This window comes from Amycolatopsis sp. A1MSW2902, from assembly GCF_017312175.1.
In the GTDB taxonomy this organism is placed as follows: domain Bacteria; phylum Actinomycetota; class Actinomycetes; order Mycobacteriales; family Pseudonocardiaceae; genus Amycolatopsis; species Amycolatopsis nivea.
The window spans coordinates 7,743,381-7,758,218 of sequence record NZ_QJPO01000001.1 but is presented as its reverse complement, the minus strand read 5'-3'; the positions used below and the strand labels follow the sequence as shown (position 1 = coordinate 7,758,218).

General features: G+C 68.7%; 13 protein-coding genes and 1 tRNA gene. 10 read left to right on the top strand and 4 right to left on the bottom strand.

Annotation, left to right across the window (positions count from 1 at the left end):
• Positions 1–26: 26 nt before the first annotated feature.
• Both DMP23_RS36220 and DMP23_RS36215 read left to right on the top strand, forming a co-directional pair.
• Complete coding sequence (locus tag DMP23_RS36220) at positions 27–776, top strand: PP2C family protein-serine/threonine phosphatase (RefSeq protein ID WP_337823728.1); 750 nt, start codon at positions 27–29, stop codon at positions 774–776.
• Positions 777–839: 63 nt separating this feature from the next.
• Positions 840–924: transfer RNA gene (locus DMP23_RS36215), tRNA-Ser, on the top strand.
• Between the two features lie 50 nt (positions 925–974).
• On the opposite strand, the gene DMP23_RS36210 is transcribed toward DMP23_RS36215, so the two are convergent.
• The gene (locus DMP23_RS36210; RefSeq protein ID WP_337823727.1) at positions 975–2,417 is read right to left on the bottom strand and encodes an MFS transporter; all 1,443 of its coding nucleotides are present in this window, start codon (positions 2,415–2,417) and stop codon (positions 975–977) included.
• A 128-nt stretch (positions 2,418–2,545) separates the two neighbouring features.
• Here DMP23_RS36210 and DMP23_RS36205 point away from each other — a divergent pair, with 128 nt between their 5' ends.
• The 6 genes from DMP23_RS36205 (at position 2,546) to DMP23_RS36180 (ending at position 7,736) form a co-directional block, all read left to right on the top strand.
• The gene (locus DMP23_RS36205) at positions 2,546–3,304 is read left to right on the top strand and encodes a TetR/AcrR family transcriptional regulator (RefSeq protein ID WP_205669819.1); all 759 of its coding nucleotides are present in this window, start codon (positions 2,546–2,548) and stop codon (positions 3,302–3,304) included.
• A gap of 42 nt (positions 3,305–3,346) precedes the next feature.
• Positions 3,347–3,724, top strand: coding sequence for a YybH family protein (locus DMP23_RS36200; protein WP_337823726.1), 378 nt, complete (start codon positions 3,347–3,349; stop codon positions 3,722–3,724).
• A 371-nt stretch (positions 3,725–4,095) separates the two neighbouring features.
• Entirely contained in the window at positions 4,096–4,356 is a 261-nt protein-coding gene (locus DMP23_RS36195) for a hypothetical protein (protein WP_009084635.1), read from the top strand.
• Between the two features lie 5 nt (positions 4,357–4,361).
• Positions 4,362–4,610: a hypothetical protein gene (locus DMP23_RS36190; protein ID WP_043834588.1), complete on the top strand. Its 249-nt coding sequence runs from the start codon at positions 4,362–4,364 to the stop codon at positions 4,608–4,610.
• Between the two features lie 7 nt (positions 4,611–4,617).
• Positions 4,618–7,368 (top strand): FtsK/SpoIIIE domain-containing protein, encoded by a 2,751-nt coding sequence (locus tag DMP23_RS36185; protein ID WP_337823725.1) that lies wholly within the window; start codon positions 4,618–4,620, stop codon positions 7,366–7,368.
• The gene (locus DMP23_RS36180) at positions 7,365–7,736 is read left to right on the top strand and encodes a hypothetical protein (protein ID WP_037808549.1); all 372 of its coding nucleotides are present in this window, start codon (positions 7,365–7,367) and stop codon (positions 7,734–7,736) included. The genes DMP23_RS36185 and DMP23_RS36180 overlap by 4 nt, the downstream gene beginning before the upstream one ends.
• A gap of 592 nt (positions 7,737–8,328) precedes the next feature.
• On the opposite strand, the gene DMP23_RS36175 is transcribed toward DMP23_RS36180, so the two are convergent.
• Positions 8,329–10,830: an endonuclease/exonuclease/phosphatase family protein gene (locus DMP23_RS36175; protein ID WP_337823724.1), complete on the bottom strand. Its 2,502-nt coding sequence runs from the start codon at positions 10,828–10,830 to the stop codon at positions 8,329–8,331.
• A gap of 125 nt (positions 10,831–10,955) precedes the next feature.
• On the opposite strand from DMP23_RS36175, the gene DMP23_RS36170 reads away from it, so the two are divergent.
• Complete coding sequence (locus DMP23_RS36170) at positions 10,956–11,972, top strand: CapA family protein (RefSeq protein WP_337823723.1); 1,017 nt, start codon at positions 10,956–10,958, stop codon at positions 11,970–11,972.
• A 377-nt stretch (positions 11,973–12,349) separates the two neighbouring features.
• Here DMP23_RS36170 and DMP23_RS36165 read toward each other — a convergent pair whose 3' ends face one another.
• Positions 12,350–13,057, bottom strand: coding sequence for an alpha/beta fold hydrolase (locus DMP23_RS36165; protein WP_337823722.1), 708 nt, complete (start codon positions 13,055–13,057; stop codon positions 12,350–12,352).
• Between the two features lie 94 nt (positions 13,058–13,151).
• On the opposite strand from DMP23_RS36165, the gene DMP23_RS36160 reads away from it, so the two are divergent.
• Complete coding sequence (locus DMP23_RS36160; protein ID WP_337823721.1) at positions 13,152–13,715, top strand: TetR/AcrR family transcriptional regulator; 564 nt, start codon at positions 13,152–13,154, stop codon at positions 13,713–13,715.
• 4 nt (positions 13,716–13,719) lie between these two features.
• On the opposite strand, the gene DMP23_RS36155 is transcribed toward DMP23_RS36160, so the two are convergent.
• Positions 13,720–14,646, bottom strand: a complete 927-nt coding sequence (locus DMP23_RS36155) for a TauD/TfdA dioxygenase family protein (protein WP_337823720.1) — start codon at positions 14,644–14,646, stop codon at positions 13,720–13,722.
• Positions 14,647–14,838 lie beyond the last annotated feature (192 nt).

Sequence of the window (14,838 nt, the reverse complement as noted above, 5' to 3'; positions counted from 1 at the left end):
CAGTCAACCAATGGTTTTATGGGGGCATGGCCACCGAGCAGACCCGGTTCATCCTGCGCTACTCCGCAGGCTCGGACCAAGGGCGACGACGCACCAACAACGAGGACTCCGTCTACGCCAGCGGGCGGATGCTCGTGGTGGCCGACGGGATCGGCGGCCAGCCGCACGGCGAGGTGGCCAGCTCGACCGCGGTCAGCGTGCTGGCCTCGCTGGACGCGGAGCTGCGCACGCTCGACCTCACCGCGCACAACCTGTCGAACCTGCTCTCCGACGGCGTCCGCCGGGTCGCCGAGCAGCTCGCGCAGGTGGCCGAGGAAACCCCCGCGACGCACGGCATGGGCACCACGCTGACCACGCTGCTGTTCGACGGCACCCACTTCGCCGCGGCGCACGTCGGCGACTCCCGCGGCTACCTCCTGCGCGACGGCGAACTGCAGCGCATCACACGCGACCACACCCTGGCACAGGCCCTGGTCGAAGACGGCACCATCAGCGCCGCCGACGCCGACCACCACCCGCGCGGCTCGATGCTGATGAAGGCGCTCCTGAGCACCGGCTCGGCCGAACCGGACGTCTGGGAGTTCACTCCGCAAGCAGGCGACCGCTACCTCCTCTGCTCCGACGGCCTCACCGCGGGCGCCAGCGAACCGGCCATCCAGGACGTCCTCTCCGCCGGCACGCCCGAGGAAATCGTCCCCCGCCTCATCGCACTGGCCAACGAGGGCGGCGGCCCGGACAACATCACCATCGTGGTCGCCGACGTCGTCCCGGCCTGAGTCCGTCGCCGCAGGTCGGACCACCTGCGGAAGGCCGGAGGGCCATCCGGTATTCTTCCCCACGGAGGATTGGCCGAGCGGCCTAAGGCGCACGCTTGGAAAGCGTGTTGGGTTCACGCCCTCGCAGGTTCGAATCCTGTATCCTCCGCTGCAACACCACGAAGGTCCCGTCCGCAGTGCGGACGGGACCTTCGTCGTTCAGCGGGTGCGAGCGATCACCAAAGCCGCGCCGGCGGTCAGCGCCGCGCACACCGCCGCCGCCACTCGGGTTTCCGTGCTGAAGGCCGCGAAAGCCGCCTCGCGCAGTGCGTCGCCCGGCGGGAGCTTTGCCGCGGACTCCAAGGTTTTCCCGGAATCGGACGGCATCGCCGCGCGGTAGACGGCCGCGCCGATGCTGCCCAGCAGGGCGATTCCCATCGCGCCGCCGAACTCCGCTGACGTCTCCGCCATCGCCGACGCCATCCCGGCTCGCTCCGGGGGCGCAGCGGACAGGATCACGTCCGTCACCACCGCCGCGACTCCGGCGATGCCGAGCGACACCACCGTGAGCGCCGCGATGAAGTACCCGATTCCGGGCGGCGGCAGCGTCAGCAGAACGAACCCCGCCGCGGCGACGAGCAGGCCGATCGTCATCACCCGCGGTTTGCCGATCCGGCCGGCCAAGGTGGCGGCCGCCCCGATCCCGACCGGCATCACGGCGAAGGTCGGCAGCGACCACAGCGCCGACTCCAGCGGGCTCATGCCCCGCACGACCTGGAGGTACTGCCAGGTGAACAGGTTGAACCCAACGAGCGCGAACGTCGCCAGCAGGTCGATCAGCAACGGCACCGCGAACGCACGCGACCGCACCAGCGCGAGATCGATCAGCGGACGCGCAGCGGTGCGCTGGCGGCGTACGAAAGCCACGCCTACGGCGAGACCGGCGACGCAGCTCGCGATCGACAGCCAGTCGAAGCCGTGCGCGGCGATTTGCTTGACGCCGTAGACGATTCCGAGCACGGAGACGATCGACAGCACCGCGCCGAGCAGGTCGAACCGGCCCGTCGCGGGGGCGCGGTGTTCCGGCAGCAACAGCGGACCGAGCGTCAGCAGGAGAACCATCACCGGCACGTTGATCAGGAACACCGAACCCCAGTGGAAGTGCTGGAGCAGCAGGCCGCCGATGATCGGCCCCAGCACGGCGCCGCCCGCGAACCCTGCCGTCCACAGTCCGACGGCGGTCGCGCGCTGCCGGGCGTCGTGGAACATGCCGCGGATCAACGCGAGTGTGGACGGCGCGAGCGTCGCACCGGCGATGCCGAGCAGCATCCGGGCGACGATGAGCGTGGTCGGCGTGGCGGCGAAGGCGGCGAGGATCGACGCGCCGCCGAACGCTGCCGCTCCGGCGAGCAGCAACCGGCGACGGCCGATCCGGTCGCCGAGGGTGCCCATCGTGATGAGCAGGCCGGCCAGCAGGAAGCCGTACGAGTCCATGATCCAGAGCAGCTGCGAACCGCTCGGCTCCAGATCGGCGGTCAGCGACGGCATGGCCACGAACATCACTGACATGCCCATCGACGCCAGCACGCACGGCAGCAGCAGGACGGCCAGTCCGGCCCATTCCCGTGGACCGGCTTTCGCGGGGGAGGTTTCTTCGAGCATGCGTACAAAGTACGCATGCTCGAAGCCGCGCTTCAAAGTCTTTTATCCAGCACCTTTACCGCGCAGCTGACCGACGGGCTAGACTTTCCGCACGCTCGGTCGACGTGTGACGAAAAGAGGTGTCTCGAGTGAAGTGCGGGTCCTGCGGAAAGCCGCTCGCCGCTCCGGACCGGGGCCGTCCGCGGCAGTACTGCTCAAGGGCCTGCCAGGCGAAGGCGTACCGGGCGCGCAAGGCGGAGTCCGAGGAAGACCGCGGCCACCTGACCGTCGACCGGATCGTCCGAGCGGGGATCGCGGTCGCGGACGCCGAGGGGCTCGAAGCGTTGTCGATGCGCCGGGTGGCCGCCGAACTCGGCGCCGGAACCATGGCGCTTTACCGACATGTCGCGTCCAAAGACGACCTGGTGGCGTTGATGGTCGAGGCGGCGCTCACCGAGGTCCCGCTGCCGGAAACCCCGCCGCGCGACTGGCGCGACGGGCTCGAGCGCGCCGCCTTTCTCGACTGGGACCTCTACCACCGGCACCCGTGGATCCTGGCGAAAGTGCTGGTGACGACCCGAACCCACGACAGCCCCGCCCTTTCCGCGGGCAGCGAGCACGCGTTCGCCTCCTTCGACGGTCTCGATCTCGACCCCGCCGACGCGTTCCGGTACATGTTCCTGTTCGCCTCGTATGTGCAAGGCGTGGCGCTCACCTACGTCAGCGACGTTGAGGCCGAACGCCGCGGCGCACCGGCGCACAACCCGAGCTTCGCCGACTACCCGCGGCTCGGCAGCGCGATGCGGTCGATGGCCGAGCCGTGGGACCTGGACGAACTGTTCGCGTCCGGGCTTTCCGGTGTCCTGGACGGGATCGCGGCCGATCTGACGCGCCAGGGAATCCGCTGACGGCGCGCCGTCCCACCCCTCGGACGCTGGCAGACTTCGTTCATGGACCACAGCGCCGCGCAAGAGTTCGCCGACCACTGGGCAAAGGCTTGGAACGCCCACGATCTCGACGCCCTGATGACCCACTTCGCCGACGACGTGACCTTCCGGTCCCCGGTCGCGGTCCAGGTGATCGGCGGCGACGGCGTGATCCGCGGCAAAGCGGCGCTGCGCGCGTACTGGGCCGAAGGGCTCCGCCGGATTCCCGATCTCCGCTTCGAGGTCGTCGGCGTCTACGTCGGGCTCGGCGCGCTCGTCATCAACTACCGCAACCAGAAGGGCGGACTGGTCAACGAGGTCCTGGTCTTCGACGGTCCGCTCGTCGTCGAGGGCTACGGCACTTACCTCGGCGACGACCCGAATCCGGCGGGCGCTCGCTGAACCGGGCGGCGGGCCGTCGCTGTCCGCAACCGCGGCAGGGGCTGGGATCGGCCGAACGGTCCTACCCGCTAGGCTTCGCCGCAGACTTCATCGCAGCCGTCCGGAGAGGTTTCCCGGTGTCACGAATACCGTTTTGACCTGGGCGTTGGCCGGCGCACCCATCCCGATAACCCGCAGGTCAGAAGGCTGAAACGCGGGTTTCGGGCCCCGCGTGCGCACCCGATGAGCCGACGCCCGACAGGCCCCGGACTGCCGACCGCGTCCGGGGCTTTGTCGATTCTCCCGTTCCCACTTACTTACCGAAGACACCTGATCACGCTAAGTTTGTATGTGGTCGTTTCAGCCCACGACGCACCGAGGAGCCCGCCCCCATGGCCGGAGTGGAAGAGATCCGCGCTGGTATCGCGCTCGCGAACGAGAAGGCGTCCGCGAGCATCGCCGCGCTGCAGCAGGCAGCGCAGGCACTCGAAGAAGCACAGCTGTCGCTGTCCCAAGCCACCCAGGGCAGCAGCCAGCACGAGGTGAACCAGGCGCACGGCCTGCTCGCCGAAGCGCTGCAAGGGATCACCGGCATGCAGAGCACCATCCAGGCCGGCATCTCGTCGGCCGACTCCTACTCGGCGCGGCTTTAACGCCGATGTCGGGGCTCGCCGAAATCCACCAGTTGCTCACCGCCGCGCGAGCGGGGGTCGGCGACGGACGGGCGCATGCCGAGCGGGCGCAAGCTCTGCTCGGCGACGCCCGGCGCGCACTCGTCGACGCGCAAGCCAAGGCAGATCCGTGGCTGCCGCAGCAGTTGGCGCAGGCCGACGAGGCACTCGAGCACCTCCTCACCCGTTTAGCCGCCGCCGACGAATTAGTGGGCGGCTACCAGTCACGCCTGTAGGGATGAGATGGCCAGCAAGTCAGCCGAGCAACGCAACCGTGTGCAAACCGCCCTCGACCGGGTCCGGCACCAGATCGGGCTCGTGCTCGGGGCCGCGGCGGGCGCGCGCGAAATGGCCGAGGCCGAGGTGGCGCGGCTGACGCTGGAACAGGAGATCGTCCGGGTCGGCATGGACCACGCCGATCCGGCGCAGCAGACGGAGTGGGCCCGGCATCCGGCGGCGCACGAGGTGTTCGCCGCGCTCGGCGGCACCCGCGCCGCCTTCTACACCGACTGGAGCGCCGGTCCCGGCGAACTGCGCGACCTCGTCGCCGCGCACGCGCCGGGCCCGGCCGGGCGGCCGCCGAGCGAATGGCTCGGCCGTGTCGGCACGAATCCCGGCGTCACCGCGCCCGGGCTGTGGCGGGTCGGTTCGGCCACCGCGGCCGGACGCGACATCTCGCGCACGTTCGACGTCGCCGTGCCGCTGCTGGACGAATCGCACCTGGCCATCACGTCCGCGCCGAAAACGCGGCCGGTGGTGGACGGGATCGTGCAGGGCCTGCTGATGCGCGTGCTGTCGGCGTTCGAGCCCGGCGCGGTGAAAATCCACCTGTGGGACGTCGGGCAGCTCACCGCGATCCTGCCGGACCTGTACCCGCTCAGCCGCACCAGCGCGCTGTCGCTGTACGACCCGACACGGCTGGAGGATCTGCTCGACGAGCTCGCCGGGCACATCCGCCGGATCCACGCCACCGGCATGCAGGCGGGCCACACCTCGTTGCGGGAGCTGCGAAAAGCCACCAACCAGCGGTTAGAGCCGTACCGGATCGCGGTGCTGTACGGCAACGGCGAAACCCTCGACGCGGAACGCGCGCGCGACCTCAAACGCGTGGCCAGCGGCGCGCTCGCGGCGGGGATCTGCCTGATCCTGGTCGACGTGCCCACCGCGGTGAGCGCGTCGATCGAAACGCTCAGCCTGCTGGACGAACGCCGCGCCGTCAGCAGCATGACCGGCAGCGACCTGGTCGTGGACCTGGATCCGCCGATGCCGTCCGGGCAGGTCATCCGCGCGGCGAACCGGATCGCCGAAGCACTGATCTCGAAACAGGGCGGCCCGCGGTCGTTCGCCGATCTGATGCCCGCCGAGATCGGCCAGGAAAGCTCCGCGCGGGAACTGCGCGCGCCGATCGGGTTCCACGAGGGTGAAGCCGTCGAAGTCGTGATCGGCGACGCGAGCCCGCACGCGCTCATCGGCGGGCCGAGCGGTTCCGGGAAAACGAACTTCCTGTACGCGTTGCTGGGCAGTCTCGCCGCGCGCTACACGCCGGACGAGCTGGCGTTGTACCTGCTGGACTTCAAGGAAGGCGTCTCGTTCGCCGGTCTCGCGCCCGGTCGTAAGGACTCCAGTTGGCTGCCGCACGCGAAACTGGTGGGCGTCAACGTCAACACCGACCGCGAATTCGGGTTGGCGCTGCTGCGTTTCCTCGCCGACGAACTGCGCCGCCGTTCCGCCGCGGCCAAGGAACACGAGGTCACGAACCTGGCCGACCTGCGAGAACAGGATCCGGGCGGACACTGGCCGCGGATCGTCGCGGTGATCGACGAATTCCAGTACCTCTTCGCCGGACGCGACCAGGTCACCGCGCAGGCCACGCAATTGCTCGAAGACATCGCCCGGCGCGGGCGTTCGCAAGGCATCCACTTGGTGCTGGCTAGCCAAGACGTCGCCGGGATCGAAGCGTTCTGGGGCAAACCCGCGGTCTTCGAGCAGTGCACACTGCGTATCGCGATGCCGAAGGCGCGCCGGGTTCTCGCGGAAACGAACAACGCGGCCGTATCCGCACCCAAGTGGCACGCGGTGATCAACCACGATTCCGGTGTCGCACACGGAAACCAGCTCGCACACGTGCCGGATGCGAGCAGTCGCAACGTTTTCGTGAACCTGCAGCAAAAGCTGTGGGAACTCTACGCCGGCCGCTTCACCCGGCCACGCCTGTTCGACGGTGCGCATTCGCCGGTGCTGGAACAGTTCCCGGCTTATATGGAACTCAAGCCGAGCCCCCAGCCGCGAGCCATCCTCGGCCAGTCGATCGACGTCACCGAAGCCGCGTGCGGTGTCGAACTCCCCCGGGTACCCGGCCGGAACATCGCCGTACTCGGCGGCGCGACCGCGGAGGCGTTGTCCATTATGGACTCCGCCGCTCGCTCGCTTTCCCGGCAAATGGAACTCGGGCAGGTCGAGTTTCTGTTGCATTGCCCCATCGTGGCGAGTTCCCCGGCAGTGTTGGACTTGAAGAGCCGACTGGAAGCCGAGGGGCACATCGCGACGCTCACCGAAGATCTTTCCACCGAGCTGGAATCGATCGTCGAATCGCTTTCCACCACGACGCCGCGCATCCTGCTGCTGTACGGCGTGGACGCCGCGTTGCCTTCGTTGGAGGCAAAGGCCGTCGGACAGTTGAAGAGCGGCCTCGACCATCTGCGCACGTTGCTGAAAAACGGCCCCGCGCATGGCGTACACACCATCGGCTGGTGGCGCAGCACCGCGCGCCTCAAGGACACTCTCGGCTTCGGCGGCACGGACGACATCGGCACCTGGGCCGCACTGGACGTTCAAGGGAATGACCTGTCACCGTTCGCCGCGGGTCAGGTCGTGCATTGGTCGCCGCGACCGGGCCGGGCGTTGTTCTTCGACCGCACCACGCACGGGGCACCGGAAGTCATCATCCCGTTCCAGCGCCCAGAAACCGAGCCGACCGCGGGAGGCACGCCGTGACCGAGGGAACCACCAGCCCCGCAATGCGGTACAAGGAAATCGTAGGCCTGGCCCGCGGTTCAGCGGACAGCCTGCGCGCGTGGGAACTGGCGCGAGCGGACGAAATCGAACGCCAACTGGCAGACGCGCACGCGGCGGTGGCTGCCGCGCAGGATCGGGAGGAGAAAACCCGAGAGCGCGCCAACCGGTGGTGGAAGATGGCGCTGCACAACGTTTCGCGGCTGAGTTTTGTAGAGGCGCTGGATGACCCGCAGCCGGTGACCACTGCTCGGCCGCAGTATTTGGACCGGTATTTGGAAGAGGTCAAGCCGAGTTATCAGGAACTGGTACAGGCGGTGCTGGGGCTTGGCTGGCGGGCTAAACGCTGACCGACGCCACTCGCGGGGGGGTTGGTGCCCTTGGCTGACGGAAGGCCGGAGATGTTCAGCTTCGACTGAAACCCAATCGGCCAGTCCGTTCTCCGAGTCAGGGTCGGGACGGCTCGGCTAGCTTCAAACGGCGCGGGAGGCGCGCCACTCACGGTCCGGATCACCAGGTCGACCCCGAAGTCAGGAGGTCGGCTTGGGACCGCGTGCAGCCGCCCAGAAGGTGTCGCACGCTTAGCCAATTCACTCTTTCGTCTTCTTCTGTCTGCATTTGCAGACACTTCTAATCGATGTAGCTATCGCCCGGAATCACGCCTGGGGCCGCCGAGCTCACGGAGACCTACGCAGGGAGAGGCGTACATCGTGACGACCACAGCGGCAGGCATCGCGGCAATCGTTGCCGGGTGCGCCGCACTGACAGGAAGCATCGCCCAGCCGCTCTTCAAGTGGCTGACGGTGAAGACCTTCGCGGCAAAAGCGCTGCCCCAGGATCTTCCCAAGATCGCCGAAGCTCTCCATCCACCCAGCCGAAAAAGCCGTGAGGGGAACCCCGAGAGAAGCCAAGTCCCTCAAAGTTCCCCTCACCGCCAACTACCTACGCCGTCCGGTGGAACCACCGGTCGAGCTGGTCCAGCACATCATTCGCGAAATCCGCGAACGGATTCCCCGCCGAAGGCCGGAACCGCACCACCTGCGGGTCATGATCGCTAGCCTGGTCAGCGAACTCCGCATTCACATGCACCACGTCATAATCCACCCCACGCGGTGCCGCCGACGCCAGAATATGGTCCAGCACCTGCGACTGACCCTCGTACACGTAGCTGTACCGCTCAGCCGGCGGCAGCGTCGAGATCAGGTCCTTCAACAACCCACCCGACGTCAGCTTCGCCAGCGCGGGCGAGAACTGGTAGTCGTTCAGGTCGCCGGCCACCACGACATTCGCCCGCGGGTCCGCGTTCAGCAACTGCGAGACGAATCCCTGCAGCACGGTCGCCTGCTTCTGCCGCTGCACCTCGGAACTGCGCGTCGGCGGCTGGTAGCGGCCGTGCGTCGGCTGGTCGCCGCCCTTCGAGTTGAAGTGGTTGGCCAGCATGAAAACCGTGCGGCCGCGGAATACGAACTCGCCCGCCAGCGGCTTGCGGCTGTCCTCCCACGCCTCGTTGCCCGGGTCGACCCGGCCCGGCGACTGGGTCAGGTGCGCCTTGCCGTGGTCGGAAACCACGCCCACCGAAGACGTCGGGCTGCCACCCGGACGATCCACAAAGGACACCCGCGAGGGGTTGAAGAGGAAGCCGACGCGGATGTTGCCGCCCGGTTGTCCGCCGTCCTCGTCGTTCACCGGGTCGATCTGCCGCCACTGGTACTGCGGGCCGCCGGCGGCGACGATCGCGTCGGTGAACTTCTTCAGCGTCGCGTCGGCGTCGACGGTTCCGTCATTGGTCGCGCCGCTGTTGTCCTGGATTTCCTCCAGGGTAACGATATCCGGCGTCGCGAGGTTATCGACGATGCCGTGCGCGAGCTGCGCGTATTTAGTGTCCGAATCGGACGGCGCGAGGTTCTCGACGTTGTACGTCGCCACCGAAAGCTCGCCCGGACGCTGCTTGCGCGTGGTTTCCTTCTGCAGCTTGTTGTCCTTGGCCGCACCCAGCTTCGACGCGAACAGCGTGTACCCGCCGAAGTTGCTGTACTCCACCGGGCCGGAGGTGACGCCGGTGAGCACGTCGCCGGTGTTGACCTTCGGCGTCGCCTGCTGCGAGGACGGAATGATCGACTGAATCTTCAGCACACCGGTGTTGATCTTGTCGTAGCCGAGGTAAACCGTGCCGCCGCGCGGAGTCGGGTTCTGCTGCGGTTTCGTGGTCACGTAAAGCTCGCCGTACTTGTTGCTCGGGCCGACCACCCGCGCGTCGGAAACCTGGACGATCTCGCTTTCGTGCGATTCCCAGAAGTCCAGCGCGTACTTCGACGGTTCGAGCGGCAACGGCTCGATGTTGCCGCCCGCGTTGGGAGCCAGCACATCCGGCACCTGGTCCGGCGTCAGCACGGTCGGGGCGGGCAGCGGGTTGCCCGAGGAGCCGACCGTCCACTGTGCACTCGTCAGCTCGGTGAGCGACTGGTAGTTCGAGGTCGCGGGCGCGTCCGGGTAGTACTCCTTGACCTTGCCCTGCGCGGTGACCGCGTCGCCGACCGCCACCGCCGGGGTCGTCGATCCGGTGAACACGAACAGGCCCTCGCTGGTGCGCGGGTCGCTGTCGGGATGCGGGTCGGTGATCCAGAACCCGCGCGCCGAGCCGAAGCTCCGCACCGCGGTGACAATGCCGGTGACGTCCTCGACCTGCTTGTCCTTGAACGGCGAAATCCGCGTCGTTCCCTGGATGTCGTGGATCTTCGCCGGAACACCCGGTTCGCCCGGCTGCGTGCCGGTGGTCTCGCCCTTGGTGTTGGTAGGCGTCGGGTCGCCGACGGCGAAGTCCGTGCTGTTGTCGTCGGTGTCGGCGAGCGTCGCGGCACGCGCGACCGAGGTCGTGTTCGACGCCGCGGCGGCCGGGTTTCCTTCGCGGACAACGGCATCGCCGAAGCCGACGAGGTCCTTGACGCGGCTGTCCGCCAAGCAATCCGCGGCGGTCTTGCAGGTCAGCGGCGCGCTGTCGGACACGAGCGCGACCGTCCCCGCGGTCGCGGACATCGCGATGCCCCCGGTCGCGTCGGGCGTCGGCAGCGCGACCGTGCCGCCGTTCCCCTTCCCCTCCGCGACGAGGTAGCGGCCCTTCGGCGCGACGGACCCGGCGAGCGGCGTGACCTGCCACTTGCTCGACGCGCTCGCCGAAGCGGGCAGGTACTGGACGCTGTACCCGTCGAGCGCGACCGGCGCGCCGCCGTGGTTGGCCAGCTCGATGAAGTCGTTGGTCAGCGTGGCGCCGGAATTGCCGCCACCGCCGTAGACCTCGGCGATCAGGGCGTCCGCGCTTGGCGCTGCCGAAGCGGGCGCGGCCAGTCCGCCCAGCGCGAGAGCAGCTGCGGAGACGGCAACCGCGCCTCTGGTCAGTCTTGCCCCACCGGCGCTGCGGCCCCCGGCGGGACGACGGGATATGGTCACCCTGAGTCCCCTCTGCATGTCAACGGTCGAGGCATCGTCCCCCGAACAAGCGAAGCAGAGGAAGACGAAAGGGCAACGATTCGTAACGAGCTGGAGGGATTTCCTCCTTTGGACGGGTTGACGCAATGATCACGCTCGTACTCGGCGGCGACGTCAACCTGCAGGGCCGCGCGAAGCCGGAAACGGCGTTCGACCCGTTGACCTCGCTGCTCACCGGCGCCGACGTGCGGTTCGTGAATCTCGAAGGACCGCTGTCCGGCTCGACCGGCATGGACATCCCGCACAAACCCAACTGGCGGCACTCGCCGCCGGAGATGGTCGCCGCGCTGACCGCCGCCGAGATCGACGTCGTGTCCGTAGCCAACAACGTCACCTACCCGCCGGCCGCGGCGATGGCGAGCCTCGCCGTGCTGGACCGCGCCGGAATCGCGCATTGCGGCGCGGGCGCGAACCTCGCCGAAGCGCACGCGCCGGCGGTCCTCGAACGACCCGGCGGCCGGATCGCGTTCCTCGCCTACACGTCGCTGTGCTGGCCCGTCGGGCAGGAAGCGACCGAGGACTCGCCGGGCGTCGCCGCGGCGGGCGCTTACACGTCGTACCAACCGGATCCGCGCGTCCTGGACGTCCCCGGCCGTCCGCCGATCGTGCACACCACGCCGGTCCGCCGCGACCTGGAGCTGCTGCTCGCCGACATCCGCCGCGCCCGCGCCGAGGCAGACCACGTCGTGGTGTCGATGCATTGGGGCCTCCCCGGCGACGAGCTGGCCGAATACCAGGTGACCTACGCGCACGCGATCATCGACGCCGGCGCCGACCTGGTCGTCGGACACGGACCGCACACCGTGCAGCCGGTCGAGGTGTATCGCGGCCGCCCGATCCTCTACAGCCTTGGCAACCTCGTCTTCGACTGGCCCGCCATGCGCGACCGGCACCGGGACGGCCTGCTCGCCGGCTGCGTCGTCGGCGAGCAGATGCGGGTCGAATTAGTGCCGATCCGCCGCGACGAAGACAACGAATGCGTACCGTTGACGGGAGACGACGCCGACGCGGCACTGCAGCGGTTCGTGGAGCTGTCCGCTCGCCGCGGCACCAAGGTGACGGTCAGTGATGGCTTCGCGACAGTCGAAGGACTTCGCGGCTAGACCGCTGGTCCCGCCGTCACCCGGACGGCGCATCTGCCTTAAATGCAGCTCAAGCCCGGGGTCGACTGGTACCGGGCGGGAGTACCTTACCGATGAGCGCGGAAACTGTGGCCCAGACCACTTTCGGGCCGCCCCGCCGCTCACGGGTAGCACCTCGCGGGGGAGGCGACACGGTCACGTGGGGGTTGACCGTCGTCGAGTGCGCAGGTGTCACCACCCGGGAAAACAGCCGCGGGCGCGGGACTTTCCGCTTCGCCCGCGACCGCGGCTCCACGGATTTGCCCCGGGGAAGCCTCGCGAGTGGCGAGGCGCCGCCTTGACCGTGCGGGGGAGCGCGGGAGGGGGAGGAAGGCGGCCCGCCTCGCCACTCGCGAGCATTAACCGCTGACGAGGGCCGTCGCGACCCCGTCGACCGCCCGCGCGCAACTCTCGCCGTGGGTGAGCGGCAGGTAGTGGCCCGCCCCCGGCACGATCTGCAGCGCCCCGTCCTGGCACGCAGCCAAAAACCGCCGCTCGCCGAGGCGGAAGTGGTCGTGGCGGCCGTTCAGCAGCAGTACCCGCCCCGGGTACCGGGCGAGGTCGGCGAGCGGGTCCATTCCGGCGGCCGCCTCCATCACGTCCGGGATGACTTCAGAGGCGATTCCCGCGGCGATGACCGGCTCGGCGACTTCCGCGGGGAGCACCCGGCGGAGGAGCCATGCGCTGAAGGAAGCGCCGTCGTCCGCGGCAGTCGCCAGCCCACGGCGCGCGAACCGGAATCCGCCGCGCAGCACCGAACTCGGCGGGAGCGAACATCCGGCTCCCACCAGGGAAACGACCCGCTCCGGATGCCGGGCCGCGGTCGCGATCGAGACGTAGCCGCCGAGCGAATGGCCCACCAGAACCGCGCGGCCGCCGACCTCGTCGATGGCTTCGGCGACCGCGTCGACCGCGCCGTCGAGAGTGAACTTCTCCCCGCGCCGCGTGCCGTGCCCAGGCAGGTCCGGCGCGGCGACTCGACCGCGGGCCAGGCGTTTCTGCTGCTGCCAGCACGCCCCGGACAACCGGATGCCGTGCACGAAAACCACCGGGAGCACGTCGCTCATGTCTCCGCCTTCCACCCAGGAATGCAACGGACCGTTGCATGGCACCGGTCTACCAAATGCAACGCACCGTTGCAAACCTGGCTAGGATCGAGTCATGGACTGGACCGCCACCCGCCCGCGCAAGGCGGACGCCATCTTCTCCGCGACCCTCGCGCTGCTGGCCGAACGCGGTTACGACGCACTGACGATCGAAGCGGTCGCCGCGCGGGCCGGGGTGCACAAGACGACGATCTACCGCACGTGGGCGACCAAGGACGAGGTCCTCGCCGACGCGCTCGTGCAGGCCCCGGAACTCGCCTTCGCGATTCCCGACACCGGTTCCCTGCGCGGCGATCTCCTCGAACTGGCGAAGCAGATCCACCGCCTGCTGTCCGATCCGGCAAACCGGCGCGTGATCACGGCCGTTGTCTCCGCGCTGCCGGACCGGCCCGCCACCGCCGAGGCCGCCGGACGGTTCTTCGCCGACCGCCTCGGCCGCGAGCAGGCCGTCTTCGACCGGGCTCACGACCGAGGCGAACTCGCCGACGCCGCGGATTCGGAGATGATCATGGATCTGCTGGGCGGAAACCTCTGGTTCCACACCCTGATCCGGGCGAAATCCGCCAACGCCGCCTATCTCGAGCGACTTGTCGACACCGTGCTCACCGGGGTGTCGTGAGCGGTCAGTACGGCCGGTCCCCGACGATCGCGACGCGCTCGGCGATCCGGACGTGCGGGTGGTAGTCGTTGACCGCGTAGTGCTGGGTCGCGCGGTTGTCCCAGAACGCCACCGAATCCGGCTGCCAGCGGAACCGCACCTGGAACTCCGGCGTGTGCGCCTGGAGGAACAGATACCGCAGCAGCCGGTCGCTTTCGGCGCGGTCGAGGCCGGTGATGTGCGTGGTGAACGCCTGGTTCACGAACAACGTCCGCCGTCCGGTCTCCGGATGGGTCCGCACCACCGGGTGCTCGACCGGCGGGTACGCGTCCTGCCACTGGGCCAGCAGGTCCGGGTCGGTGAACCGGTCGAAACCGGGGACGAAATCGTGCACCGCGGTGAGGCCGTCGATCCGCTCGCGGACGTCGGCGGGCAGGTTGTCGTAGGCGGCGGCCATGTCGGCCCACATCGTGTCGCCGCCGATCGGCGGGACCTCGACCAGCCGCAACACCGAACCGAGCGCCGGATTCGGCCGCCAGGTCACGTCGGTGTGCCAGATGTTTTCGTACCCGGGCATCCCGGCGGTGCGAGTGAACCGCACGACCTCGTCGGAATCTCCCCGCGCGATGAACGGGTTGGTCTCCAGTTCTCCCCAGTTCGCGGCGAACACGCGCTGCTGCTGCGACGTGATCCGCTGGTCGCGGAAGAACAGCACCTTCCACTCCAGCAACGCGCGGTTCAGCTCGGCACGCAACCGCGGCGACACGGGTGCGCCGAGGTCCACTCCGGAGATTTCCGCGCCGATCACCCGTCCGAGCGGACGCAGGGTGAAAAGCTCGTAGGGACGTTCTTCGACGCCGTCCGGAAGGCGGCGCAACACGCGCGGCCCTTCGAGGATCCCGTCGTCCGGGGTGACGGACGAGCGCAGGCGGGCAGGCAGGTCTACAGACATGGGGGTACTCCCGGAAGAATAGGTGAATTCGGCTACAGCAGCGGAAAATCGCCTACGCGGGAGGAGAGCCGAGACGACCGCGACGCCTCAGGAGAGCGGCCACGCCCTCGCCGTCCGACCGCGCCGGGGCACGGCCGGCTAGCGGCACTACCCGGTTCTCTGGCATGACTCCAATTCTGGCCGGGTTCGGTT

What these genes read in the sequence shown, in the direction of transcription:
- DMP23_RS36220 (WP_337823728.1), top strand. Translation starts at nt 27, where the DNA reads ATGGCCACCGAGCAGACCCGGTTCATCCTGCGCTACTCCGCAGGCTCG.
- DMP23_RS36210 (WP_337823727.1), bottom strand. Translation starts at nt 2,417, where the DNA reads ATGCTCGAAGAAACCTCCCCCGCGAAAGCCGGTCCACGGGAATGGGCC.
- DMP23_RS36200 (WP_337823726.1), top strand. Translation starts at nt 3,347, where the DNA reads ATGGACCACAGCGCCGCGCAAGAGTTCGCCGACCACTGGGCAAAGGCT.
- DMP23_RS36195 (WP_009084635.1), top strand. Translation starts at nt 4,096, where the DNA reads ATGGCCGGAGTGGAAGAGATCCGCGCTGGTATCGCGCTCGCGAACGAG.
- DMP23_RS36190 (WP_043834588.1), top strand. Translation starts at nt 4,362, where the DNA reads ATGTCGGGGCTCGCCGAAATCCACCAGTTGCTCACCGCCGCGCGAGCG.
- DMP23_RS36185 (WP_337823725.1), top strand. Translation starts at nt 4,618, where the DNA reads ATGGCCAGCAAGTCAGCCGAGCAACGCAACCGTGTGCAAACCGCCCTC.
- DMP23_RS36170 (WP_337823723.1), top strand. Translation starts at nt 10,956, where the DNA reads ATGATCACGCTCGTACTCGGCGGCGACGTCAACCTGCAGGGCCGCGCG.
- DMP23_RS36165 (WP_337823722.1), bottom strand. Translation starts at nt 13,057, where the DNA reads ATGAGCGACGTGCTCCCGGTGGTTTTCGTGCACGGCATCCGGTTGTCC.
- DMP23_RS36160 (WP_337823721.1), top strand. Translation starts at nt 13,152, where the DNA reads ATGGACTGGACCGCCACCCGCCCGCGCAAGGCGGACGCCATCTTCTCC.
- DMP23_RS36155 (WP_337823720.1), bottom strand. Translation starts at nt 14,646, where the DNA reads ATGTCTGTAGACCTGCCTGCCCGCCTGCGCTCGTCCGTCACCCCGGAC.